Source organism: Amnibacterium sp., from assembly GCF_036559085.1.
Classification (GTDB): Bacteria; Actinomycetota; Actinomycetes; order Actinomycetales; family Microbacteriaceae; genus Amnibacterium.
In genome coordinates this window covers 109,926-131,896 of the sequence record NZ_DATBTU010000012.1, presented here as the reverse complement: position 1 = coordinate 131,896, position 21,971 = coordinate 109,926, and the positions used below count along the sequence as shown (strand labels likewise).

23 protein-coding genes are annotated in these 21,971 nt (G+C 73.9%); 8 read left to right on the top strand and 15 right to left on the bottom strand.

From position 1 onward, the window contains the following. The first annotated feature begins 52 nt into the window (after positions 1-52). Complete coding sequence (locus VIG76_RS02315) at positions 53-661, top strand: TetR/AcrR family transcriptional regulator (RefSeq protein ID WP_331950609.1); 609 nt, start codon at positions 53-55, stop codon at positions 659-661. A gap of 36 nt (positions 662-697) precedes the next feature. Here the strand turns inward: VIG76_RS02315 and VIG76_RS02310 are convergent, their stop codons facing one another. Continuing rightward, positions 698-1,645 carry a DNA-3-methyladenine glycosylase family protein gene (locus tag VIG76_RS02310; RefSeq protein WP_331950607.1) on the bottom strand — a complete coding sequence of 316 codons (948 nt, stop codon included), beginning with the start codon at positions 1,643-1,645 and terminating at the stop codon, positions 698-700. A gap of 60 nt (positions 1,646-1,705) precedes the next feature. Here VIG76_RS02310 and VIG76_RS02305 point away from each other — a divergent pair, with 60 nt between their 5' ends. The 4 genes from VIG76_RS02305 to VIG76_RS02290 all read left to right on the top strand — a co-directional run bounded on the left by VIG76_RS02305 (position 1,706) and on the right by VIG76_RS02290 (position 5,327). Continuing rightward, positions 1,706-2,353 carry an HAD-IA family hydrolase gene (locus VIG76_RS02305; protein ID WP_331950605.1) on the top strand — a complete coding sequence of 216 codons (648 nt, stop codon included), beginning with the start codon at positions 1,706-1,708 and terminating at the stop codon, positions 2,351-2,353. A 9-nt stretch (positions 2,354-2,362) separates the two neighbouring features. Next, positions 2,363-2,860, top strand: a complete 498-nt coding sequence (locus VIG76_RS02300) for a pyridoxamine 5'-phosphate oxidase family protein (RefSeq protein WP_331950603.1) — start codon at positions 2,363-2,365, stop codon at positions 2,858-2,860. Then, positions 2,857-3,816 carry an acrylyl-CoA reductase family protein gene (locus VIG76_RS02295; protein ID WP_331950601.1) on the top strand — a complete coding sequence of 320 codons (960 nt, stop codon included), beginning with the start codon at positions 2,857-2,859 and terminating at the stop codon, positions 3,814-3,816. Before VIG76_RS02300 ends, VIG76_RS02295 begins: the two co-directional genes overlap by 4 nt. A 284-nt stretch (positions 3,817-4,100) precedes the next feature. Further along, a complete protein-coding gene (locus VIG76_RS02290) occupies positions 4,101-5,327 on the top strand; it encodes a multidrug effflux MFS transporter (RefSeq protein WP_331950599.1) in 1,227 nt (408 codons plus the stop codon). 64 nt (positions 5,328-5,391) lie between these two features. Here the strand turns inward: VIG76_RS02290 and hemL are convergent, their stop codons facing one another. The 11 genes from hemL to hemE all read right to left on the bottom strand — a co-directional run bounded on the left by hemL (position 5,392) and on the right by hemE (position 15,272). After that, on the bottom strand, positions 5,392-6,774 hold the full coding sequence (gene hemL / locus VIG76_RS02285; RefSeq protein WP_414640599.1) for a glutamate-1-semialdehyde 2,1-aminomutase: 1,383 nt from the start codon (positions 6,772-6,774) through the stop codon (positions 5,392-5,394). Beyond that, on the bottom strand, positions 6,756-7,736 hold the full coding sequence (hemB, locus tag VIG76_RS02280; protein WP_331950597.1) for a porphobilinogen synthase: 981 nt from the start codon (positions 7,734-7,736) through the stop codon (positions 6,756-6,758). Before hemB ends, hemL begins: the two co-directional genes overlap by 19 nt. Then, a complete protein-coding gene (locus VIG76_RS02275; protein WP_331950595.1) occupies positions 7,733-8,545 on the bottom strand; it encodes a uroporphyrinogen-III synthase in 813 nt (270 codons plus the stop codon). The genes hemB and VIG76_RS02275 overlap by 4 nt, the downstream gene beginning before the upstream one ends. Next, positions 8,542-9,498, bottom strand: coding sequence for a hydroxymethylbilane synthase (gene hemC, locus VIG76_RS02270; RefSeq protein ID WP_331950593.1), 957 nt, complete (start codon positions 9,496-9,498; stop codon positions 8,542-8,544). Before hemC ends, VIG76_RS02275 begins: the two co-directional genes overlap by 4 nt. Next, on the bottom strand, positions 9,495-10,664 hold the full coding sequence (locus VIG76_RS02265; protein WP_331950591.1) for a ferrochelatase: 1,170 nt from the start codon (positions 10,662-10,664) through the stop codon (positions 9,495-9,497). Before VIG76_RS02265 ends, hemC begins: the two co-directional genes overlap by 4 nt. After that, entirely contained in the window at positions 10,664-11,329 is a 666-nt protein-coding gene (gene hemQ, locus VIG76_RS02260; protein ID WP_331950589.1) for a hydrogen peroxide-dependent heme synthase, read from the bottom strand. The genes VIG76_RS02265 and hemQ overlap by 1 nt, the downstream gene beginning before the upstream one ends. A gap of 202 nt (positions 11,330-11,531) precedes the next feature. Continuing rightward, positions 11,532-11,801: a DUF3618 domain-containing protein gene (locus VIG76_RS02255; protein WP_331950587.1), complete on the bottom strand. Its 270-nt coding sequence runs from the start codon at positions 11,799-11,801 to the stop codon at positions 11,532-11,534. Continuing rightward, positions 11,791-12,252, bottom strand: coding sequence for a phage holin family protein (locus VIG76_RS02250; RefSeq protein WP_331950585.1), 462 nt, complete (start codon positions 12,250-12,252; stop codon positions 11,791-11,793). The genes VIG76_RS02255 and VIG76_RS02250 overlap by 11 nt, the downstream gene beginning before the upstream one ends. A 10-nt stretch (positions 12,253-12,262) precedes the next feature. Further along, a complete protein-coding gene (locus VIG76_RS02245; RefSeq protein ID WP_331950583.1) occupies positions 12,263-12,532 on the bottom strand; it encodes a YtxH domain-containing protein in 270 nt (89 codons plus the stop codon). Positions 12,533-12,879: 347 nt separating this feature from the next. Beyond that, complete coding sequence (locus tag VIG76_RS02240) at positions 12,880-14,238, bottom strand: protoporphyrinogen/coproporphyrinogen oxidase (RefSeq protein ID WP_331950581.1); 1,359 nt, start codon at positions 14,236-14,238, stop codon at positions 12,880-12,882. Next, positions 14,217-15,272: a uroporphyrinogen decarboxylase gene (gene hemE, locus VIG76_RS02235; RefSeq protein WP_414640598.1), complete on the bottom strand. Its 1,056-nt coding sequence runs from the start codon at positions 15,270-15,272 to the stop codon at positions 14,217-14,219. The genes VIG76_RS02240 and hemE overlap by 22 nt, the downstream gene beginning before the upstream one ends. Before the next feature lie 55 nt (positions 15,273-15,327). Between hemE and VIG76_RS02230 the strand changes: the two genes are divergently transcribed. Continuing rightward, positions 15,328-16,611, top strand: coding sequence for a glutamyl-tRNA reductase (locus VIG76_RS02230; RefSeq protein ID WP_331950577.1), 1,284 nt, complete (start codon positions 15,328-15,330; stop codon positions 16,609-16,611). Positions 16,612-16,741: 130 nt separating this feature from the next. Here VIG76_RS02230 and VIG76_RS02225 read toward each other — a convergent pair whose 3' ends face one another. From VIG76_RS02225 to VIG76_RS02215, 3 genes are read right to left on the bottom strand one after another with little or no spacing between them, the layout of a single operon-like run. Continuing rightward, positions 16,742-17,389 (bottom strand): dihydrofolate reductase family protein, encoded by a 648-nt coding sequence (locus VIG76_RS02225; protein ID WP_331950575.1) that lies wholly within the window; start codon positions 17,387-17,389, stop codon positions 16,742-16,744. A gap of 27 nt (positions 17,390-17,416) precedes the next feature. Then, complete coding sequence (locus VIG76_RS02220) at positions 17,417-18,328, bottom strand: serine hydrolase (protein WP_331950573.1); 912 nt, start codon at positions 18,326-18,328, stop codon at positions 17,417-17,419. Beyond that, positions 18,325-20,325, bottom strand: coding sequence for a M13 family metallopeptidase (locus tag VIG76_RS02215; RefSeq protein ID WP_414640597.1), 2,001 nt, complete (start codon positions 20,323-20,325; stop codon positions 18,325-18,327). The genes VIG76_RS02220 and VIG76_RS02215 overlap by 4 nt, the downstream gene beginning before the upstream one ends. Before the next feature lie 119 nt (positions 20,326-20,444). Between VIG76_RS02215 and nucS the strand changes: the two genes are divergently transcribed. Further along, positions 20,445-21,140, top strand: a complete 696-nt coding sequence (gene nucS / locus VIG76_RS02210) for an endonuclease NucS (RefSeq protein ID WP_331950571.1) — start codon at positions 20,445-20,447, stop codon at positions 21,138-21,140. A gap of 157 nt (positions 21,141-21,297) precedes the next feature. After that, a complete protein-coding gene (locus VIG76_RS02205; RefSeq protein WP_331950569.1) occupies positions 21,298-21,969 on the top strand; it encodes an HAD hydrolase-like protein in 672 nt (223 codons plus the stop codon). Positions 21,970-21,971 lie beyond the last annotated feature (2 nt).

The window sequence follows — 21,971 nt, the reverse complement described above, 5'->3', positions numbered from 1 at the left end:
GTAATCGGATGATTACTGGGAAACTAGTAATCGAATGATTACTCTGTCAAGCATGAGTTCCGCCCCCGTGGACCAGCTCGACCGCCGCATGACCGCCGTCGAGCGCCGCGAGGCGATCCTCGACACCGCGAGCGCGGTCTTCGGGGAGCGCGGCTACTTCGGGGCCACGACGGATCAGATCGCTCGTGCTGCGGGCATCAGCCAGCCCTACGTCGTGCGCATGTTCGGCTCGAAGGAGGCCCTCTTCCTCGCGGTGATCGAGCGGGCCAAGGCCTCGCTGCTGCAGTCGTTCCGCGCCGCGCTCGCCGACTGGCGGGCGGAGGGCCCGGCGGACGGCGACCCGTGCGATGCCCTCGGGCCGGCCTACCTCGAGCTGCTCCGGGAGCGGGGCGTGCACACGTCCCTCATGCAGTCGTTCATGCAGGGCTCCGATCCGGCGATCGGCCGGGCGGCGCGGGACGGCTTCCTGGAGATCTGGGCGTTCCTCCGCGACGAGGCCGGCATCTCCCCCGAGGCGGCACGCGGCTTCCTCGCCGACGGGATGCTCATCAACGTGCTCGCCGGGCTCGAGATGCCGAGGGACGCTGCGAGCCGCCCCGCGGCCGCCGAGCTGCTCGCTGCGACCCTCGGCGACAAGGCGGCGCTGCTCCCGGGCGCCTGATGGCTTCCACCGGCCGAGCGCCGGTGTCCGCTCGCGTCAGTGGAAGCGGTGGTCCTGGATCGTCATCCGCGGTCCGCGCCGCGGGGTGCGGGCGCCGGACCGGTAGATGAGCCGGACGACGCGCTGCCGGTGGCCGCGCCACGGCTCGAGCAGCTCGAGCATGCCGTCGTCGTCGACGGGGCGGCCGATCAGCGCGTGTCCCACGAGCGTCGAGAGGTGCAGGTCGCCGATGCTCGGCGCATCCGGGTCGCCGTGGGCGCGCTGGCTCGTCTCCGCCGCGGTCCAGACGCCCACGCCCGGCACCGTCCGCAGCCGCATCGCCACCTCGGCGCCGCCGCGGCCGAGCGCGAGGGTCCGTTCGAGGCCCACGGCGACGCGGGCCGTCTCGACGGCGGCCCTCGAGCGCTTCGGGTCCACGCCGGCGCGATGCCAGTCCCAGGAGGGGATGCGCCGCCAGCCGTCCGCGGTCGGCGCCACCCGCAGCCCCGCGGGCGCCGGTCCCGGGGCCGCCTCGCCGTGCTTCGTCACGAGCCACGCCCACGAGCGGTGCGCCTCCACCGTCGTGATCTTCTGCTCGAGGATCGCGGCGACCATCATCTCGACGACCTGCCGGCACCGGGTGAGGCGCAGGCCCTCGTTGCGGCGGCGGGCGTCGGCGAGCAGCGGCACGCTCCGCACGTCGAGGTCCGACCAGTCGTCGCCCTCGCCGAGCAGCTCGGGCACCCCGTCGACCGCCCACTCGGCGCCGGGGCCCCACGCGAGGGCGTGCACGGCGCCGTCGGCGTGCTGCGCGAGCCGCAGGGTCGCGGGTCCGAGCGGTGTGGTCGTCGTGCGCCAGACCACCCCGGACGGCTCCCGCCGGAAGGTCGGATCCGCCCCCCCGCGCCGCAGCACCCCGACCGTGGCCGCGAGGTCGACGGGCTCGGCGGGACGGTAGACCGTCGCAGCGTCCGACACCCGTTCGGGGGACACCGTGGCGATCACCGGCACAGCGTAGGAACCTCCTCGGACGCCGCGCGAACCGACACGCCTACGCTGCCGGGCATGGGGCGCATCCGCTGTCTGCTGTTCGACGTCGGCGGGGTGCTGGAGCGGGTGGACGACGACGAGTGGCCGGTGCGGTTCCTCGAGCGCTGCGCCGTCCGGGTCGGCCTCACCCCCGAAGAGCTCGACCGGCGGATCGCCTCGTCCACCCTGCCGGACTCGTCCATCCGCTCAGGGGTCGAGGAGGAGTACTGGGCCGGGTTCGGCGCCGCGATCGGGGCGGATGCCGCCACCCTCGCCGAGATCCGCCGGGACTTCTGGGACGCCTACTGCGGCACGGCGAACGAGGTGCTGCTCGCCGAAGCACGGTCGCTCGTCGGCCGGGTCGGCCTCGCGATCCTGTCGAACTCGGGGGACGGGGCGCGCGAGGAGGAGGAGCGCCGGTACGGGTTCTCCCGGACCTTCGATCCGATCCTCTACAGCCACGAGACCGGCCTGAACAAGCCGGACCCCCGCGCCTTCGAGATCGCCCTCCAGGCGCTCGGTGCGGATGCGGCCGAGGTGCTGTTCCTCGACGACCGCGAGGACGACATCGAGGCCGCCCGGGCCCTCGGCATCCGCGCCCACCTGCACCGGGACGACGAGTCGACCCTGCGGGTTCTCCGCGAGGCCGTCGGAACTCGGGACACGCTCGGCGGCGCGCTCTAGCCTCGCGGCATGACCGACGCACCGACCGGCGACGAGCGCGAGACGCTCGCGAAGCTGCTGAAGAAGGCCCGCATCGCCCTCATCACCACGGTGAGCGCCGACAACCAGCTCGTGAGCCGCCCGATGGCGATCAAGGAGCGCGACTTCGACGGGGACCTCTGGTTCTTCACCGAGGACCCGTCGCACAAGACGGACGAGGTGCGCACGAACCCCGAGGTGAACGTGGCCCTCGAGGCGGGATCCGGCTGGGTGTCGATCGCCGGCACGGCCGAGGTCGTGACCGACGCCGCGAAGATCGACGAGCTCTGGGACACGAGCGCCCAGGCGTGGTTCGAGCAGGGCCGCGAGGACCCGAAGGTCGCGCTGCTCAAGGTCACCGCGCACACGGCCGAGTACTGGGCCACCGACGACCCGAAGCCGCTCGTGCTGCTCAAGTACGCGAAGGCCGCCGTGACGGGCGGGCAGCCGAAGGTCGGCGAGTCCCACACGGTGGACCTCGACTCGTGAGCATCCGGGCGCTGGTCGTCGCCGAGCAGGGCGGGCGGGCGAGCGGCTCGGTCGCGGATGCCCCGGACCCGGTTCCGGGCGACGGCGAGGCGCTGCTCGACGTCTGGTTCTCGTCGCTCAACTTCAAGGACGCGATGGCGGTCGCCGGCCGTCCGGGCATCCTCCGCGGGCTGCCGAAGACCGCGGGGATCGACGCGGTCGGCGTCCTGCCCGGCGGGCGGACCGTCGTGGTCACCGGAGCGGGCCTCGGTGAGCGCCGCGACGGCGGCCTGGCGCAGCGCGTCGCCATCGACCCCACCTGGGCGGTCGAGGTGCCGTCGCCGTTCACGCCCGCGCACGCCGCGGCGATCGGCACGGCCGGCGTCACCGCGGCGCTGTCGGTGCTGCGGCTGCAGCAGCTGGCGCCGCCGGCCGGGCCGGTGCTCGTCACGGGCGCGGGTGGCGGCGTCGGGGGCTTCGCGGTCGCGCTGCTGGCCGCATCCGGGTTCGAGGTGATCGCCTCGACCGGTCGGGTGGACGAGCTGGGGGAGCACCTGCGCGCGCTCGGCGCGGCCGAGGTCGTGCCGCGCCTGGAGGCCGAGCCAGGACGGCCCCTGCAGTCGCAGCGCTGGTCCGGGGTCGTCGACTCCGTGGGTGGCGGCTCCCTGGCCAACGCGATCGCGCAGACGGCGCCGGGCGGCGTGGTGACGGCGTGCGGGCTCGCCGCGTCCCCGGATCTGCCTGCGACGGTTCTGCCGTTCATCCTGCGCGGCGTCGTGCTCGCGGGCATCGACTCCGTCGGCATCTCCCCCGAGACGCGACGCACGGCCTGGACGCTGCTGGCCGACCGCTGCCCGATCGGCGTCGTCGAGCGGATGACGGAGCGGATCATCGGCCTCGACGAGGTGCCTGCGGCGGCCGAGGACGTGCTCGCCGGCCAGGTGCGCGGCCGGGTGGTGGTGGACGTCCGCCGCTGACCCCCGTCCCCCCTCATCCCCTCCGAGGGTTGCACTTTCTGCGATCTTGAGCCACTCAAGATCGCGAAAAGTGGCAACAGCCGGTCCAGGGAGAGGCGGGGTGAGGCTGGCAAGGGGCTGGCATTCGTTGCTCTCGCCTGCAAATGAGCATGGGTCCGGGCGGCCGACCCTCTAGCCTTGGAACGTGCTAACCGCGCGCCGCATCGGCGGTGCCTGCGGTGGCCGCACGGCGCGAGGGCGCGTCGGTCCGTCCGTCCGCCCCGTCGTTCTCTTGGGGGAGCTCCATGACCGCCGCGGTCGTCCATCCCGGCGACGCCCTGCATCCAGGCAGGCGTCTCGCCACCGTCGTCATCCTGGGCGTGCTCGTCGCGCTCGGCCCGTTCACGATCGACCTCTACCTGCCGGCGTTCCCGTCGGTGCGGTCGTCGTTCGGGGTCTCGGACGTCGCCATCCAGCTCACCCTGTCAGGCACGGTCGTCGGCTTCGCGGTCGGCCAGCTGCTCGTCGGCCCGTGGAGCGACCGGGTCGGGCGGCGGGTGCCGCTGCTCGTCACGACGAGCGTCCACATCACGGCCTGCCTGCTCGCCGCGGTCGCGCCGACCGTCGGTGCGCTGGGAGTGCTGCGCGTGCTGCAGGGCGCGGGTGCCGCGGGCGGCGGGGTGATCGCGCAGGCGATGATCCGCGACCTCTTCGGCGGCCGTCCGCTCGTGAAGATGCTCGCCCGGATGGGGCTGATCTCCGGCGCAGCGCCGGTGCTCGCGCCGCTGATCGGCTCGCAGCTGCTGCGGGTGCTCGACTGGCGCGGCCTGTTCGTGTGCCTCGCCTTCTACGGTGTCGCGGGCCTCGCCGCGGCGGCGATCGGCATCGGCGAGACCCGCAGGCAGCCCAAGGGCGACGGGCCTGCGCGGACCATCCGCTCGCGGTATCGCGCGGTCCTGACCGACCACGTGTTCCTCGGCGCGGCGATCGTCGGCGCGATGCAGTTCAGCGGCCTGTTCGCCTACCTCTCGACCTCCTCGTTCCTGTTCCAGGAGGTGTACCACTTCACCCCGCAGCAGTACGGCCTGCTCTTCGCGATCAACTCCATCGGCGTGATCGGCGGATCGCAGGCGGCCGCGCGGGTGATGCGCCGGGTCGGCCCGCAGTGGATCCTCGCGGTCACGACCGCCGTGCAGGCGGCCAGCGGCGTCGCGATCCTCGTGCTCGGGAGCGCCGACGCCCCCCTGCCGCTGGTGCTCGTGCCGCTCTGGCTCTTCATCGCGGCGTGCGGCTTCGGGTTCCCGAGCGTGTCCGTGCTGGCCCTCGCGCACCACGGCGAGGAGGCCGGCACAGCGGCGAGCCTGCTCGGCGCCGTGAACTTCGGCCTCGCCGGGATCCTCTCCCCCGTCGTCGGCCTGCTCGGCATCGCGTCCGGCCGGCCCATGGGCCTCGTGATGGCCGTCACGGCCGCGATCGGGATCGCGGGTCTCTGGCTGGTCGCCCGGCCTCGGACGGTCCCGGCGCTCGAGTGATCCCCGCGAGGGTTGCCACTTCTTGCGATCTTGAGGCCCTCAAGATCGCAAAAAGTGGCAACAGTCAGGCCGGGGAGGCCGGGGAGGCCGCGGCGGGAGGCGTCGCCGCGGCGGGAGGCGTCGCCGCGGCGGCGGCCTTGGCGGCGGCCGGCAGCGCCTCCTCGATGCGACTGAGCGCCGCGTCGTCGTGCGCGGCCGTCAGGAACCACGCCTCGTACACCGACGGCGGCAGGCTCACGCCCTGCTCGAGCATCGCGTGGAAGAACGGCGGATGCCGCCAGCCCTCCTGGGCACGCACCTCGTCGTAGTCCTTCGGGTCCGTTTCGAGCCCGAACGCGACGCTGAACAGGCTGCCGGCGCGCGGGATCGCGTGCGCGACCCCCTCGGCGTCGAGCGCCGCGTGCACGGCGGCGATCACGCGCTCGGCGGCCGCGTCGATCCGCGCGTACACGTCGGCGTCGGCGGCCTGCAGGGTGGCGATTCCGGCGGCGACGGCCACCGGGTTCCCGGACAGCGTGCCCGCCTGATAGACGGGGCCGAGCGGCGCGAGGCGGTCCATGACCTCCGCCCGGCCGCCGAGCGCGGCGAGCGGCATGCCTCCGCCGATGACCTTGCCGAACGTGATCAGGTCGACGTCGACGGGGCCGTCCGGCTCGATCGCCCACCAGCCGCCGGCCGAGACACGGAAGCCGGTGAGCACCTCGTCCGAGACGAGCAGGGCGCCGTTCGCGTGGGCGATCTCCGCGATCGCGCGGTTGAAGCCCGGCTGCGGCGCGACGACGCCCATGTTCGCCGCGGCGGCCTCGGTGATGACGGCGGCGATGGCGTCCGGATGCGCCTCGAACGCCTGCCGAAGCGCGGCCTCGTCGTTGTACGGCAGCACGAGGGTCTGCGCGGCGATCGGCGCGGGCACTCCGGCGGACGCGGGCAGCGCGAGGGTCGCGACGCCCGAGCCGGCCTCGGCGAGCAGCCCGTCCGAGTGGCCGTGGTAGTGCCCGGCGAACTTCACGATCAGGTCGCGCCCGGTGAAGCCGCGCGCCAGGCGGATGGCGGTCATCGTCGCCTCGGTGCCCGTCGAGACGAGCCGGAGGCGCTCGATCGGCGCCCGGCCGTCGCGCACGACGCGGCCGCGCACGAGCTCGGCGAGCTCGACCTCGCCCTCGGTCGGCGCGCCGAAGGAGAGGCCCTTCGCCGCCGCCCGCTGCACCGCCTCGACGACCTGCGGATGCGCGTGGCCGAGGATGGCGGGTCCCCAGCTCGCGACGAGGTCCACGTACTCCCGGCCCGCCGCGTCGATCACGTGCGGTCCGCGGGCGGCGGCGACGAACCGCGGCACCCCGCCGACGGAGCCGTAGGCGCGCACCGGCGAGTTCACGCCGCCGGGGATGACCTGCTTCGCGCGGGCGAAGAGCTCGCTGTTCGTCGGCGTCATCGGTCCCTCAGCCATCCGGCTGCCTCGACGGCCCAGTAGGTGAGCACCGCGTCGGCGCCCGCGCGCCGGATGCCCGTGATCGTCTCGAGCACGGCGCGGTCGCGGTCGATCCAGCCGTTCGCGGCGGCGGCCTCGACCATCGCGTACTCCCCCGACACCTGGTACGCCCAGACGGGCACCGGGCTCGTCTCGGCGACGTCGGCGAGCACGTCGAGGTAGCTCATGGCGGGCTTCACCATGACGACGTCGGCGCCCTGCTCGATGTCGAGCGCGGCCTCGCGTCGGCCCTCGCGACGGTTCGCGGGGTCGAGCTGGTACGTGCGCCGGTCGCCCTGCAGCGCGGACTCGACCGCGTCGCGGAAGGGGCCGTAGAAGGACGAGGCGTACTTGGCGGCGTAGCCGAGGATCAGCACGTCGCTGCGCCCGGCCTCGTCCAGCGCCTCGCGCACCGCGGCGACCTGGCCGTCCATCATCCCCGACAGGCCGAGCAGCGCGGATCCCGCATCCGCCTGGGCGAGCGCCATGTCGCGGTAGCGGATCAGGGTCGCGTCGTTGTCGACCGAGCCGTCGGCGGCGAGCACGCCGCAGTGGCCGTGGTCGGTGAACTCGTCGAGGCAGAGGTCGGTCTGCACGACGAGCGCGTCGCCCACCTCGGCCGCGACGGCGCGGGTGGCGACGTTCAGCACGCCGTCCGGGTCGGTCGCGCCTGAGCCGATGCCGTCCCGGTGCTCGGGGATACCGAAGAGCATGACGCCGCCGATGCCGGCCTCCGCCGCTTCGACGGCGGCGGCACGGAGGCTGTCGAGCGAGTGGTGCACGACGCCCGGCATGGAGGTGATCGGCCGCGGCTCGTCGAGGCCCTCCTTGACGAACATCGGCAGCACCAGCTGCGCGGGGTCGAGGCGCGTCTCCGCCATCAGGCGGCGCACAGCGGCGCTCTGCCGGAGGCGGCGCGGACGAACGGTCAACGAGGTCATGCGAGTGGTCCCTGCTCCTGTGGGCGGTCCTGGTCGCGCTCCTGCCGGTGGACGGCCAGCTCCTCGAGCGTGCGGATGAGGGAGGCGCTCGAGCGCTCCCGCGCGACGAGGTCGACCCGCAGCCCCGCGGCCTCCGCGTCGGCGGCGGTGCGCGGGCCGATGCAGGCGAGCACGGTGCGGGAGGGCACGAGGCCGATCTGCAGGGCGATCTGGTTCGCCACGCTGCCGGAGGTCACGAGGATCGCGTCGAACCGGCCGGCGCCCACATCCGTGATGATCTCGGACGCGATCGGCACGCCGACGGTGCGGTACGCGACCACGGACTCGACGTCGTGCCCGGCGGCCCGCAGCCCGTCGGTCAGCACGGGCTTCGCGATGTCGCTACGGAGCGCGAGGATGCGCAGGTGCTCGGCGCCGCCGGTCGCGTCGGCCCACTCGGCGAGCAGCCCCGCCGCGGAGTTGTCGCGGCGCGGGGTGAAGTCGACGCGGTAGCCGGCCGCCGTCAGGGCGGCGGCGGTCGTCTCGCCGACCGCCGCGACCTGGGTCTGCTCGGGGATCCGCACGCCGTGCGCGGAGAGCACGTCGACCGTGGTCGCGCTCGTGACGCTCATCCAGTGGAACGCGCCCGCCTCGAGGCGCTCGAGCGCGGCGGTGAGCGCCGCCGAGTCCTCGGTGCCGGCGAAGTTGATGGAGGGGGCCACGACGGGGGAGGCCCCGCGAGCGCGCAGCTCGGCGGCGATGCCGTCACCCCACGGGCCGCCCCTCGGCACGAGCACGGTCCAGCCGCGCAGCGGTTTCACCGTGGTCATGCGGCACCTCCCAGGGGCGCGAGCGCGCCGGCGCCCGCGTCGAGCAGCTCGTCCGCGAGCCGGAGCGCCGCCGCGGCGAGCACCTCGGCGGCGTCCGCGCCGGTCGTGGTCGCCTCGATCCGGCGGTCGAGGTGCTGGCCGCCGCCCGGCTCGTGCACGCTCGCCCACAGGGCCACGAACCCGTCGGCGACGGCGCTGGCGACGCCGATCGGTGCGACGCAACCCGCCTCGAGGCGGCCGAGCACGGTGCGCTCGGCGGATGCGGCGGCCTCGGCGATCGGATCCGCGAGCCGGCGCACGGCGACGGCCACCGGGGAGGGTGACCCGGTCGCGAGCGTCGCGGCATCCGACTGGCGGATCTCGAGCCCGAGCGCGCCCTGGCCCGCGGCGGTGGGCCACTCGTCGAGGGGCAGGACCTCGGTGACCGCGTCGGCCCGGCCGAGCCGCGAGAGGCCCGCGAGCGACAGCACGACGGCGTCGAGGCGGCCGTCGGTCACCTGGCCGAGCCGGGTGTCGACGTTGCCGCGGAGGTCGCGCACGTCGAGGTCGGGCCGGCGCTCGAGCAGCTGCGCCCGGCGGCGGGGCGACCCGGTGCCGACGGTCGCGCCGGCGGGCAGCGTGCCGAGGGTGAGGCCGTCGCGGGCGCAGAGCGCGTCCCGGGCGTCCTCTCGGGCGGGCACCGCTGCGACGACGAGGCCGGGCGCCGGCAGCACCGGCAGGTCCTTCAGCGAGTGCACGACGAGGTCGCACTCCCCGGCGAGCAGGCTGCGGCGCAGCGCCCCGGCGAAGACCCCCGTGCCGCCGATCTGCGCGAGCGACGCCTGCGAGACGTCGCCGTCGGTGCGCACGACGATCAGCTCGCACGCGTCCCCGCCGGCCTCGATCGCGTCACGCACCGTGCCCGCCTGCGCGAGGGCGAGCGCGCTGCCGCGGGTCGCGATGCGGATGGTCATGGCGTCAGGCCGGCGACCACGGGACGGAAGCCGAGCCGCACGTTCTCGCAGCAGCCGGAGCGGCACACGTCGTACCAGGGGCCGAGCGCGGTCTCGGCCGGGCGCTCCGCCGCCGGCACGCCGTCCCGCCGCTCGAGCACCAGGTCGATCAGCCCGGACACGTAGGCCGGGTGGATGCCGGGCGTCGGCGTTCGCACCGCCACGACGCCGGTCTCCTCGGCGGTCTCCATCGCCTCGGTATCGAGGTCCCACTTGACCTCCATATGGTCCGACACGAAGCCGAGGGGCACGATCAGCACGCCGCGGATCCCGTCTGCGGCGAGGCGGCGGATCACGTCGTTCACGTCGGGCTCGAGCCATGGCTGGCTCGGGGGGCCGCTGCGGGACTGGAAGACGAGCTCCCACGCAACGCCCCGGCCGACCCGCTGCATCACGACGTCCGCCACGGCCCGGTGCTGCGCCTCGTAGGCGCCGCCGGGGCCGAAGCCCCGGAACGACGGACCGCTGCGCTCGGCGTCCGACGAGGGGATGGAGTGCGTGGAGAACAGCACACGCGTCTCAGTCACGAGGTCCACGCCCGGAAGGCGCTCCTCGAGCTCCTTCAGGCCGGCCTCGACGCCCTCGGTGAACGGCGCGACGAAGCCGGGGTGGTCGAAGTACTGGCGCACCTTGTCGATGACCATCCGGCCCTCGAGCCCCGTCTCGTCGAGTGCACGGGCGAAGTCCTCGCGGTACTGGCGGCACGACGAGTACGAGCTGTAGGCGCTCGTGTCGACGGCGATCAGCGTGCTCCGGCCGTCGGCGGCCGCCTGCTGCAGCGCCTCGTTCAGGTACGGCGCCCAGTTGCGGTTGCCCCAGTAGACGGGCAGGTCGATGCCGCGCGCGGCGAGCTCCGCCTCCAGCGCGGCCTTGAGCTCGCGGTTCTGCTGGTTGATCGGGCTGACACCGTCGAACGCGCGGTAGTGGTGCGCGACCTCCTCGAGCCGCTCGTCCGGGATGCCGCGGCCCCGCGTCACGTTGCGGAGGAATGGGATGACGTCGTCCTGGCCCTCCGGGCCGCCGAAGCTGGCGAGCAGGATGCCGTCGTACGCGACCGGCGCCTCGGTGTGCTCCGGACCCTCCTTCGCCGCGTCGCTCGCCGCACGGACGAGGTCGACGGCGGCCATCAGCGCACCACCTCGGGGATCTCGGAGGAGGCGATCCGGCGGCCCGTGAAGAACGGGACCTCCTCGCGCACGTGCAGGCGGGCGTCGGTGGCGCGGAGGTCGCGCATCATGTCGACGAGGTCGGTCAACGAGTCGGACTCCATCGGCAGGATCCACTCGTAGTCGCCGAGGGCGAACGCGGCGACCGTGTTGGCGACCACCGAGCGGTAGGCGGCGCCCTTGCGGCCGTGCTCCGCGAGCATGCGGCTGCGGTCCTGCTCGTCGAGCACGTACCAGTCGTAGGAGCGGTTGAACGGGTAGACCACGAGCCAGTCGCGGGCTCGCTCGCCGCGCAGGAAGCCGGGCACGTGGCTGCGGTTGAACTCCGCGTCGCGGTGCACGCCCATCGCGTTCCACGTGGGCAGGAGCTCCTGCAGCAGCGCGGTGCGGCGCAGGTTCCGGAGCGTCGACTGCAGCGCGGCGGGGTCGTCGCCGTGCAGCCAGAGCATGAGGTCGGCGTCGGCGCGGAGGCCAGACACGTCGTAGATCCCGCGCACCGTCACACCCGCGCCGGCCGCGTCCTGGACCGCGGCGTCGAAGCCGGCGACCGCCGACTCGTCGGCGAGGACGTCCGCAGCGGGGTTCCGCCGCAGCACGGCCCACAGGGTGAATCCGGAATCCGTCATGGTGCGTTCGGTCCTCTTTCCGGCGGCGCTTCAGCGCCCGCCGATCGGAAGCGATCAGGGGGCGGATGCGCCCGCTCGGCGCCCGCCCGCCACCGCCACGATGCGGGGCCGTCATCAAGTGTGCCCCACCGTGCATGCGGGTCCGCGCAGAACGAGGGCGCCCCCTCCCGGGGGCGCCCTCAGAACCTGCGGAAGGGAGCGATCAGCGGCGTGCGCCGCGGATCACGAGTGCGCCGAGACCCGCCACGGCGAGCGCTGCGCCGCCCAGCACGCCGTAGACGAGCGTGGGGTTCTCCTGACGCATGGTGTCGAACCGTTCCCGGCCCTCCGCCACCGCCTTCTTGAAGCGCTTCGGGACGTCGAGCCGGTCCTCGATCTCGTCGAGGGTCTGCGCGAGTCGCTGCCTGGTGACCTCGATGTCGGAGCGGATCTCCGAGAGCGCGCGGTCCTTGTCGGTGCCGTCAGCGGTCATAGTGCCCAACCCCCTTGAATGCGTTCACGTCGTCCTTCACGCTGTCGAGCGCCTCCGGCGGCACCGGCGGCATCCCGCGCTTGACGCGCGAGAGGCCGAGCAGGCCGAGCACGACGGCGACGATCAGCAGGAAGACGGCCACGATCAGTGCCGAGAGCCATGCCGGGAGCGCCGTCGCGATGCCGAGGATCGCCGTGGCGATGAACACCCAGAGCGCGAAGTAGGCGAACACCGCAGCGCCGACGAAGAGGCCGATGCCGATGCCCGCCGTCTTGACGCGGGTGACCGTCTCGCGCTTGAGCTGCTCGATCTCGTCGCGGATGAGGGTCGTGACGAGGGTCGGCAGCTCACCGATGAGGGCGAAGACGGACTTCTTGGCGTCCTTGTCGTCCTTGTGGTTCCTGGAGTCCCCGGCCGCGTAGGCGGTCCCGGTGGGTCTCGGCGTGCTCATCCAGGCCGCCTCACGCTGCGTCGGCGTCGCTCTTGCGCTTCGTCACCTGCGACACCACCTTCTTCGCTCCGCCGAGGACCGCGTCCTGGACCTCTGGCGCCTTGTCCTTCACGAAGCCTTGCACGCTGCCGACCACCTGGTCGACCCGGTTCTGCACCTTCTCGTCGTTCCACAGCCGCTCCGTGGCGGCCTTGATCTGCTCGTAGCGGCGTCGGCCGGCCCGGGCACCCAACACGTACCCGACGGCCGCACCGGCGAGAAAGACGATCCTGCCCTGCATGGTGTCTCCATTCCCCTCGCGGTTTCGGTGGAGCCACTGTATCGGCGGGCCCGACGTCCGTCAGGGAGTTCTCCGACGATCACCAGGGACCGCACGGCAGCGGGCCTGAGCACGGTCAGCCAGCGAGACGGCCTCAGCAGCCGCCGCTCCGCTCCGTCCCAGCCGTAGGGGAATGTGCCCGGCCTAGGGCTGAAACCCCGGATTCGGCCTACGCCCAGCACGGATGCCTACACCCGGCACACCGCCCACCCGGATCCACCCCATCCGTCCATGTCCAGCTCAGGGCCCCGCTCCGCTCCAGGGGTGCGATGGCAGGACCGATCGCCCGCCGGCACCACCGAATCCCCCTACCCCAGCCCTCGCGCCGCCGCGTCCGCCCCGGCCACGACGGACGCCAACCCGGTCCCGGCCCGCCACGACCCCGTGACGGCGAGCCCCTCCGGCAGCCCGAGCTCGCTGAGCGCCCGTTGCGCGGACCGGGTCTCGGGCGCGAGCGGCGGGGCCGTGTCGACCCAGACGGTGTCGAGCCGGTCCTCGATGCTGCTCGGCACGAGGCCCAGCAGCGCCTCCGCGTCCGCAGCCACCCGCAACCCGTCGGGCTCCTCCTCGCCGCGGTAGGACAGCCGGAGGAGGTGCCGGCCGGCCGGCAGCGCCTCCGCCGCCCACGGCCACTTCGCGGTCACGTGCGTCAGCGCCGTCGCCGTGACGTCCGAGCGGCCGGCGGCGCGGAGCACGCCGCTGCCGCGCGGCATCGCGTCGAGGCGCGGGTCGTCGACGGCGAGCAGCACCGAGCGCGTGACCGCCGGTGCCGGCCGCGGCATGCGCGCCACCTCGGGCGCCGCGTCGCCCAGCAGGTCGAGGGCCCCGGCACCGTCCGCGGCGATCACGACGACGTCCGCCGGCACGTCCTCGCGGGGGGTGACGACGGTGAAGCCCGGCCCGCGCGGCACCGGATGCACGCCGATCACCTCGGCGTCGGTCCGCACGTCGACGCCGAGGCGGTCGAGGTCGGCCAGCAGCGCGTCGACGAGCCGGGTGACCCCGCCCGCGATGCCCTGCACCGCGCTGCCGGCCGGCGCCGCGGCCCGGAGGTGGAGCACCGCGGCCGACAGCGAGCCCGTCCGCGTGATCGCGGTGTTCAGCTGCGGCGCGATGGCGTCCACCGGCACCGTCTCGGCGTCCACGCCGTAGACCGACTCGACGACAGGCGCGACGAGTCGCTCGAGCACGCGGCGCCCCATCCGGCCTCGCACGAGCGGCCCGAGCCGCTCGTACCGGCCGACCTTCAGCACCGGAAGCAGGCGGTCGGCGTAGGCGCGGACGGCGCCGCGGGTGTCGACCACCTGGCGCACGTCGTCGGCGAGCGGCGAGCCGGGGATGCCGAGCACGCCGCCGGCCGGCAGCGGCACGGTGCGGTCGGCGAGCGCCACCCAGGCGCTGCCGCGCGGCTCCACGAGCGCGTCGCCGAGCCCCAGCTCCTCGACGAGCGCCCGCACGGTTCCCCCGCGCACCGCGAAGCTCTCGGCGCCGGTGTCCGCCGGGACGCCGGCGATCGTTCCGCGCGCGACGCGGCCGCCGAGCCGTGCGCCCCGCTCGAGCAGCACGACGTCCCGGCCTTGCAGGGCGAGACGGCGGGCGGCGACGAGGCCGCCCACCCCGCCACCGACGACGACCGCGCTGCCGCTCACGCTCGTGCGTGCACCCACTCGACGATCCGGGTGAGCACATCCGGATCGGTGCCGGGCGGCACGCCGTGGCCGAGGTTGAGCACGTGCGCCGGGGCCGCCTCGCCCGCCGCGACGACGGCCTCGAGGTGCCGCTCGAGCACCGGCCACGGCGCCTGGAGCAGCGCGGGGTCGATGTTGCCCTGCACCGGCACCGCGTGATCGAGCAGCGCGGATGCGGCGTCGAGCGGCAGCCGGTGGTCCACGCCGACCACATCCGCCCCCGCGTCGCGCATCGCGGGCAGCAGCAGCGCCGTGCCGGTGCCGAAGTGCACCTTCGGCACCCCCTGCACGGCCGCGAGCGTCCGCGCGGATGCGGGGAGCACCGCGGCACGGTAGTCCGCCTCCGACAGCGCGCCCGCCCAGGAGTCGAAGAGCTGCACGGCGGCAGCGCCCGCGCGCACCTGCGCGGCGAGGAACGCCCCGGAGACGTCGGCGAGCCACGCGGTGAGCCGCCGCCAGGCGTCCGGATCCGCGTGCAGCAGGGTTCGGGCGAGCAGCTGGTCCTTCGAGGGGCCGCCCTCCACCACGTAGCTGGCGAGCGTGAAGGGCGCGCCCGCGAAGCCGATCAGCGGTGTGCCGCCGAGCTGCGCGACGGTGGCGGCGACCGCCGCCTCGATCGGCGCGAGCGCGTCGGGCGTCAGCTCGTGGGCGACGAGGTCGTCGAGGTCCGCCGGCGTGCGGACGGGGCGCGCGAACACGGGTCCGCGGCCCGGCACGATGTCGACGTCCACGCCGGCGAGCTTCAGCGGCACGACGATGTCGCTGAAGAAGATCGCGGCGTCGACCGCGTGGCGGCGCACCGGCTGCACCGTGATCTCGGCGGCGAGCGCCGGGTCGAGGCAGGCGTCGAGCATCGCCGTGCCGGCGCGCGAGGCCCGGTACTCCGGCAGCGAGCGGCCCGCCTGGCGCATGAACCAGACCGGCGGGGTCGCCTGCCGCTCGCCGGCGTAGGCGGCGAGCAGCGGGGCCCGGTGGCTGCGGGGATTCTCGGTCACAGCAGGGGATCCTCCCATCCGTCGGCCTTCGCCCCGCACAGAACGCCGATCAGGCCGACCTACACTGCCATGCGTGCTCAGAGCCCTCACCGCGGACTATCGCGCCGCAGGGTTCGACCTGCTGGAGCGGCTCTCGGTGCTGTCGCCCGAGACCATGGCGGCCTTCGCCGCGGAGCGCGAGGACATCGACGGCGTCGTGCTGCTCGCGACCTGCAACCGATTCGAGGCCTATCTCGACATGACCGAGACGACCGGCTCCGCTGCCGACGCCCTGGTGCAGCACGCGGCTGCGGCCGCGGGCGTGGACCCGGATGCCCTCCGCGCCGCGCTCACGGAGCGCTCGGGCACCGAGATCCCGGGTCACCTCTTCGCCGTCTCGAGCGGCCTCGAGTCGCTCGTCGTCGGCGAGGCCGAGATCGCCGGCCAGGTGTCGCGCGCGTTGGAGTCCGCCCGCCGCGCGGGTACGACGACGAGCGATCTCGAGCGGCTGTTCCAGCGGGCCTCGCGCACGTCGAGCACGGTCCAGAACCGCACCCGCGTGGGCTTCGCCGGCCGCAGCATCGTGCGGCTCGCCCTCGACCTCGCGGAGAGCCGCCTCGGCGACTGGGCCCGAGTCAGGGTCCTGCTGATCGGCACCGGCACCTACGCGGGCGCGACGCTCGCCGCCCTCCGCGACCGCGGCGTCACCGAGGTCGGCGTCTACTCCCCGAGCGGACGCGCGGAGCGGTTCGCCCGCCGCGAGGGCGTGATCGCCGTGGCCACCGAGGACCTCCCCGGCCGGCTCGCCGCAGCGGATGTCGTGATCGCCTGCAGCATCGCGACCACGCCCATCCTGGACGCGGCTCGGCTCGGACGGGCGCGTGCGGCGGCCGGCCGCGAGGGCCGCCAGCTCGTGATCGACCTCGGCCTGCCGCGCAACATCGATCCGGATGTCGTCGATGTGCCGGGTGTCGCCCTGCTCGACCTCGAGACGATCAGCGTCCACGCGCCCCTGCCGGAGCTCCAGGCGACGGATGAGGCCCGCGAGATCATCTCCGCTGCGGTCGCCGAGTTCCGGGCCGACCAGCAGGCCGCCGCCGTGACGCCCGCGGTCGTCGCGTTCCGCGCGCACGTGCTGGAGCAGGTCGAGGCGGAGATCGAGCGGCTGCGCCGCCGGGACGAGCTGACGCCTGCGACCGAGCGCGCGATGCGCCACCTCGCGAGCGTCCTCGTGCACGCGCCCTCCACCCGAGCGAAGGCGTTCGCCGCCGCCGGGGAGGCCGACCGCTTCACCGAGGCGCTGACCACCGTGTTCGGCATCGAGGCCGCGACCGCGGCGACCGCGGCCCGCGAGGACGGCGCCGAGCTCGCCGGCTGACCGACCCGCCGTTCTCAGCACCTCCGTCATCGCGCCGTTCCGGAGAAACCGGGCGACACGCCGAGGCTGGGGCGCGATCAGCGGCGTGTCGCGCAAGAACTCCGGAACGACGCGATGAACGTCGCCGGGCTCACGCCTTCCGCTGCAGCAGGAGGTGCGTGACGCCGCTCGGCGACGAGGTGCTCTCGATCGTGAAGCGCTCCTCGAGCCCCTCGAGGCCGTCCCAGAGCCGCTCGCCCCGTCCGAGCACGACCGGGGCGACCACCGCATGCAGCTCGTCGACGAGGTCCGCCGCGAGGAACTCGCGCACGGTCTGCACCCCACCGCCGATCCGCACGTCCAGGCCGCCGGCCGCCTCGGTGGCCACGGCGAGCGCCTCCTGCGGCGTCGCGTCGAGGAAGTGGAAGGTCGTCCCGCCCTCCATCTCGATCGGGGGTCGCGGGTGATGCGTGAGCACGAAGACCGGCGTGTGGAAGGGGGGCTCCTCGCCCCACCAGCCCCGCCATCCGTCGTCGGTCCACGGACCGCGCTGCGGGCCGAACTTGTGGCGGCCCATGATCTCGGCGCCGATGCCGACGCCCCAGGACGCGGCGAAGCGGTCGTCGATCCCCGCGGATCCGTCCGACCGGCCCTGCATCGCCCGGAAGGTGCGGGTGCCGAAGAACCAGCTCTGCAGCCCCATGCCCGCGTGACCGAAGGGCGCCTCGAGCGACTGCCCCTCCCCGGTGCCGAAGCCGTCGAGGGACAGGAAGAAGTTGTGGACGCGCACGCGGGGCATCCCGTCACCCTAGGGACGGGGCCGCCCTCAGTGCACGTACTCCAGGATGTCGAGCCCGATCGTGCGCATGGACTGCAGCACCGCGAGCCGCGTCGTGTGCACGTGGTCCTCGAACTGCACGGTCACCGTGTAGGCCACGGATGCGCGCGGCCCGCGCAGCACGCCCGCCTCGGAGCGGACGCCGGCGTCCGTGCCGGTCTTGTTGAACAGGCTGAGCCCGTGGTCGCTGCGCACGTGGCTCAGCGGATCGAGGGCGAAGGCGCTGGAGACCATCGACAGGTCGGTGTTCAGCGCGAGCCAGTCGGAGACGCGGGAGGAGACGGCCCGGTTCACAGCCTCGCCGCGGGCGATCCGCGCGAAGAGGGTGGTGAGCTCGGCGGCGGAGCCGACCGACAGCTGCGGGGCGTCGTCCGGGCCCCGGCGGTCGCGCACCCGGTCGAGCAACGCGGTGCGCTTCAGGCCGAGCGACTCCCCGCGCGCCCGCACGGCGTCGAGGCCGACGGCCCGCAGCAGCACGTTCGTGGCGAGGTTGTCGCTCGTCGCCGCCACGAGCGAGGCGAGGTCGGTCAGCGGCAGGCTCGGCGCGTGCAGGTACTGCCAGACGCCGGAGTCGCCGACGAGATCGTCGGGGGTGCGGTCGAGCAGGTCGTAGCGGGAGTGCGCCTGCTCGTCGAGACGCGCGGCGATCTCGAGCAGGAGCAGCACCTTGCCGATGGATGCGGTCGGCAGCACGACGTGGTCGTCGACGGAGAGCAGCGCCTTGCCCGAGCGCACGTCGATCACGCGCGCCGACACCTGCGCACCGGTCAGCGCGAGGTGCGCGAGCGCGGTGAAGCCGTCGGTGAAGTCGGAGCGCAGCACCTCGCCCTTGTGCCGCGCCCCCGGTTCGCCGCCACGCAGCCGGGCCCTCCGTGAGGGCTCCGCCTGCGCGGCGGTCACCAGATCGTGACCCGCTTCGTCGGATCCAGCCACAGCGCGTCCTGGTCGGTGACGTCGAAGGCGGAGTGGAACTCCTCGAGGTTCCGGACGATCTGGTTGCACCGGAACTCGGGCGGCGAGTGCGGGTCGATGGTGAGCAGCCGGATCGCCTCGGCCTGGCGGCGCTTCTCGCGCCACACCGCGGCCCACGAGAGGAAGAAGCGCTGCGCGCCGGTCAGCCCGTCGATCACGGGGGCCTCGCGACCCTCGAGCGAGAGCAGGTAGGCCTTCCAGGCGATGGTGAGGCCGCCGAGGTCGCCGATGTTCTCGCCGATGGTCAGCGCGCCGTTCACGTGGTCGGTCAGGCCCTCGGGCACGAGCTCGTCGTACTGGGCGATGAGCGCCTTCGTGCGCTCCTCGAACGCCGCCCGGTCGGCCTCGGACCACCAGTTCTCCAGCCGGCCGTCGCCGTCGAACTGCGAGCCCTGGTCGTCGAAGCCGTGCCCGATCTCGTGGCCGATCACCGCGCCGATGCCGCCGTAGTTCGCCGCGTCGTCCCGGTCCGGGTCGAAGAACGGTGCCTGCAGGATGGCGGCCGGGAACACGATCTCGTTGAGCCCGGGGTTGTAGTACGCGTTGACGGTCTGCGGCGTCATGAACCACTCGTCGCGGTCGACCGGCTTGCCGATCTTGCCGAGCTCGCGGTCGAACTCGAACGCGGCGGCACGGCGCACGTTGCCGACGAGGTCGTCCGCGGTCACCTCCAGCCGCGAGTAGTCCCGCCACTTCACCGGGTAGCCGATCTTCGGCGTGAACTTCGCCAGCTTGATGAGCGCCTTCGCCCGGGTCTCGTCGCTGAGCCACTCGAGCTCGCCGATCGACCCGCGGTAGGCGCCGACGAGGTTCGCGACCAGCACGTCCATCCGCACCTTCGCGATCGGCGGGAAGTGCCGTTCCACGTAGAGCCGGCCGACGGCCTCGCCGAGCACGCCCTCGGCGAGCGCGACGCCGCGCTTCCAGCGGGCCTTGACCTCCTCGGTCCCGGTGAGCGCGGTGCCGGTGAAGGCGAAGTGCGCGTCCACGAACGCGGAGGAGAGGTAGGGGGCGAGCGGACGGATGACGCGGATCGCGAGCCAGTCGCGCCAGGCCTCGAGGCGGTCGGCGGTGAGCAGGCCGAGCACGCCGGTGAGGAAGCTCGGCTGCCGGACGACGACGGTGTCGAGCGCGCCGGCGGGCGCGGCGAGGCCCGCGGCCCAGGCCTCGAGCAGCGCGCCGTGCTCAGCCGCCTCGGAGACCAGGCCGGCCCAGCTCATCGGGTTGTAGGTGGCCTGCACGTCGCGGGTGCGAACGGCGTCCCAGTGCTGGGCGGCGATCTCGGTCTCGAGCGCGAGCACACGATCCGCCCGGGTCGCGGCGTCCGAGAGTCCGGCGAGCGAGTACATGGTCGCGAGGAAGGTGCGGTACGCCTCGCGGTGCGTCGCGAAGGCGTCGTCGCGGTAGTAGCGCTCATCGGGCAGCCCGAGGCCGCCCTGCTCGAAGAAGACGAGGTAGCGGTCCGGATCGCCCGGGTCGTTGTCGACGAACAGCTGCACGAGGCTGCCGGCGCCGGTGCGCTCGAGGGAGCCGAGCACGTCGAGGACCTCGGCCACCGAGCGGGTGGCGGCGACGAGGGCCAGCGGCTCCGCGAGCGGCTCGGCGCCACGCGCCTCGACGGCGTCCTCGGCCATGAAGGAGGCGTAGAGGTCGCCGATCTTCCGCGCCTCCGTGCCGGGATCCGCCTGCTGCGATTCCTCGACGAGCGCGCGCACCGCGGCCTCGGCACCGTCGACGAGGTCGAGGAACGCGCCGGAACGGGCCCGGTCGGCCGGGATCGTCGCCTCCGCGATCCAGCGACCGTTCACGTGCCGGTAGAGGTCGTCCTGCACGCGGACGGCCGGGTCGAAGGCCTCGACGTCGAGCCCCGCGGGGAGCCCCCCGACGGCCGGATCCACGGATTCGTGCGCGCTGGTGTCGACCACGATGCCCGAGTCTATGATCCGACCCGCGCCCGGGCCCGGGCGGCTCGCGCGTCGGGACGAGCACCCAGCAGATCGGCAGCCGTGAGCGCCGCGGAGGCCACCGCTTAGGCTCGGACGTCGTGCGACTCGTGGTGGCGGAGTGTTCGGTCGACTACGCGGGACGGCTCTCGGCGCATCTGCCGCCGGCCCGCCGCCTGATCATGCTGAAGGCGGACGGCAGCGTGCTCGTGCACGCGGACGGCGGCTCCTACAAGCCCCTGAACTGGATGAGCCCGCCCTGCTCGCTCGAGACGGAGGAGCCCGACGCGGACCTCGTCGCGAGCGGCGTGCAGGAGGTCTGGCGCGTCCGGCACGGCAAGACCGGTGACGTGCTGATCATCCGGATCCACGAGCGGTTCGTCGACGAGACGGTCGAGCTCGGCTCGGATCCCGGCCTCGTGAAGGACGGCGTCGAGGCGGATCTGCAGCGGCTGCTCGCCGAGCAGATCGACCTGCTCGGCGAGGGGCACACGCTCGTGCGGCGCGAGCACATGACCGCGATCGGTCCGGTCGACATCCTCGCCCGCGATCCGGAGGGGGCGGCGGTGGCCGTCGAGATCAAGCGTCGCGGTGAGATCGACGGCGTCGAGCAGCTCACCCGCTACCTCGAGCTCATGAACCGGGACCCGCATCTCGCCCCGGTCATCGGCGTCTTCGCGGCCCAGGAGATCAAGCCGCAGGCGCGGACGCTCGCCGAGGACCGCGGCATCCGCTGCGTCACCCTCGACTACGACGCCATGCGCGGCGTGGAGATCGGCCCCGCCCGCCTCTTCTGAGCCGTCATCACAGCGCACACGACGGAGTTCCTGCGCAGAACCGGCCCGGATCCGCATGACTGCGTCGCCGGAAGCGGATTCCTCCGTCGTTCGCGCAGTCGACGCGGGGCCCGGACTGGGGGCGGGGCGGTCAGGAGGCGCCGCTTAGGGTTGCGGCGTGTCCGACCTGACGCTCGCGCCGTTCTCCGTGGTGCTCGTCGACCTCGACGGCACGATCATGGACTCCGCTCCCGGCATCACCGCCACGCTCACCCGCACACTCGAGCGGATGGGGCTGCCGATCCCGCCCCCCGGCCGTCTGCTCGAGTTCGTGGGGCCGCCCATCCTCGACGGCCTGCGCGACCTCGCCGGGCTCGATCCGGAGCAGTCGCAGGAGGCGCTCCGGATCTACCGGGCCGAGTACGGCGCCACCGGCGCCTTCGATGCACGGCCGTACCCGGGCGTCCGCCAGGCGCTCGAGGCGATCCGCGACGCAGGTCTGCCGCTCGCCGTCGCGACGTCGAAGCCGGAGCTGCAGGCGCGGCGGATCCTCGCCCACTTCGACCTCGACGACCTCTTCCTCGTCATCGCGGGGGCCTCGGAGGACGAGGCGCGCAGCGAGAAGGCGGATGTCATCGCCTGGGCGCTGCGCCTGCTCACCCGGGAGGGCATCGACGTGAGCCGGCCGGTCATGGTCGGGGACCGCATCCACGACGTCGAAGGGGCGGCCCTGCACGGCATGCCGTCGGTCTTCGTCAGGTGGGGCTACGGGGACCCCGCCGAGGCCGCGGGCGCCTTCGCGATCGCGGAGGCGCCCGCCGACCTCCCCCGGATCGTCACAACCCGCTGAGC

What these genes read in the sequence shown, in the direction of transcription:
- VIG76_RS02315 (WP_331950609.1), top strand. Translation starts at nt 53, where the DNA reads ATGAGTTCCGCCCCCGTGGACCAGCTCGACCGCCGCATGACCGCCGTC.
- VIG76_RS02305 (WP_331950605.1), top strand. Translation starts at nt 1,706, where the DNA reads ATGGGGCGCATCCGCTGTCTGCTGTTCGACGTCGGCGGGGTGCTGGAG.
- VIG76_RS02300 (WP_331950603.1), top strand. Translation starts at nt 2,363, where the DNA reads ATGACCGACGCACCGACCGGCGACGAGCGCGAGACGCTCGCGAAGCTG.
- VIG76_RS02290 (WP_331950599.1), top strand. Translation starts at nt 4,101, where the DNA reads ATGACCGCCGCGGTCGTCCATCCCGGCGACGCCCTGCATCCAGGCAGG.
- hemL (WP_414640599.1), bottom strand. Translation starts at nt 6,774, where the DNA reads ATGGCTGAGGGACCGATGACGCCGACGAACAGCGAGCTCTTCGCCCGC.
- hemB (WP_331950597.1), bottom strand. Translation starts at nt 7,736, where the DNA reads ATGACCTCGTTGACCGTTCGTCCGCGCCGCCTCCGGCAGAGCGCCGCT.
- VIG76_RS02275 (WP_331950595.1), bottom strand. Translation starts at nt 8,545, where the DNA reads ATGACCACGGTGAAACCGCTGCGCGGCTGGACCGTGCTCGTGCCGAGG.
- hemC (WP_331950593.1), bottom strand. Translation starts at nt 9,498, where the DNA reads ATGACCATCCGCATCGCGACCCGCGGCAGCGCGCTCGCCCTCGCGCAG.
- VIG76_RS02265 (WP_331950591.1), bottom strand. Translation starts at nt 10,664, where the DNA reads ATGGCCGCCGTCGACCTCGTCCGTGCGGCGAGCGACGCGGCGAAGGAG.
- hemQ (WP_331950589.1), bottom strand. Translation starts at nt 11,329, where the DNA reads ATGACGGATTCCGGATTCACCCTGTGGGCCGTGCTGCGGCGGAACCCC.
- VIG76_RS02255 (WP_331950587.1), bottom strand. Translation starts at nt 11,801, where the DNA reads ATGACCGCTGACGGCACCGACAAGGACCGCGCGCTCTCGGAGATCCGC.
- VIG76_RS02250 (WP_331950585.1), bottom strand. Translation starts at nt 12,252, where the DNA reads ATGAGCACGCCGAGACCCACCGGGACCGCCTACGCGGCCGGGGACTCC.
- VIG76_RS02245 (WP_331950583.1), bottom strand. Translation starts at nt 12,532, where the DNA reads ATGCAGGGCAGGATCGTCTTTCTCGCCGGTGCGGCCGTCGGGTACGTG.
- hemE (WP_414640598.1), bottom strand. Translation starts at nt 15,272, where the DNA reads ATGGGAGGATCCCCTGCTGTGACCGAGAATCCCCGCAGCCACCGGGCC.
- VIG76_RS02225 (WP_331950575.1), bottom strand. Translation starts at nt 17,389, where the DNA reads ATGCCCCGCGTGCGCGTCCACAACTTCTTCCTGTCCCTCGACGGCTTC.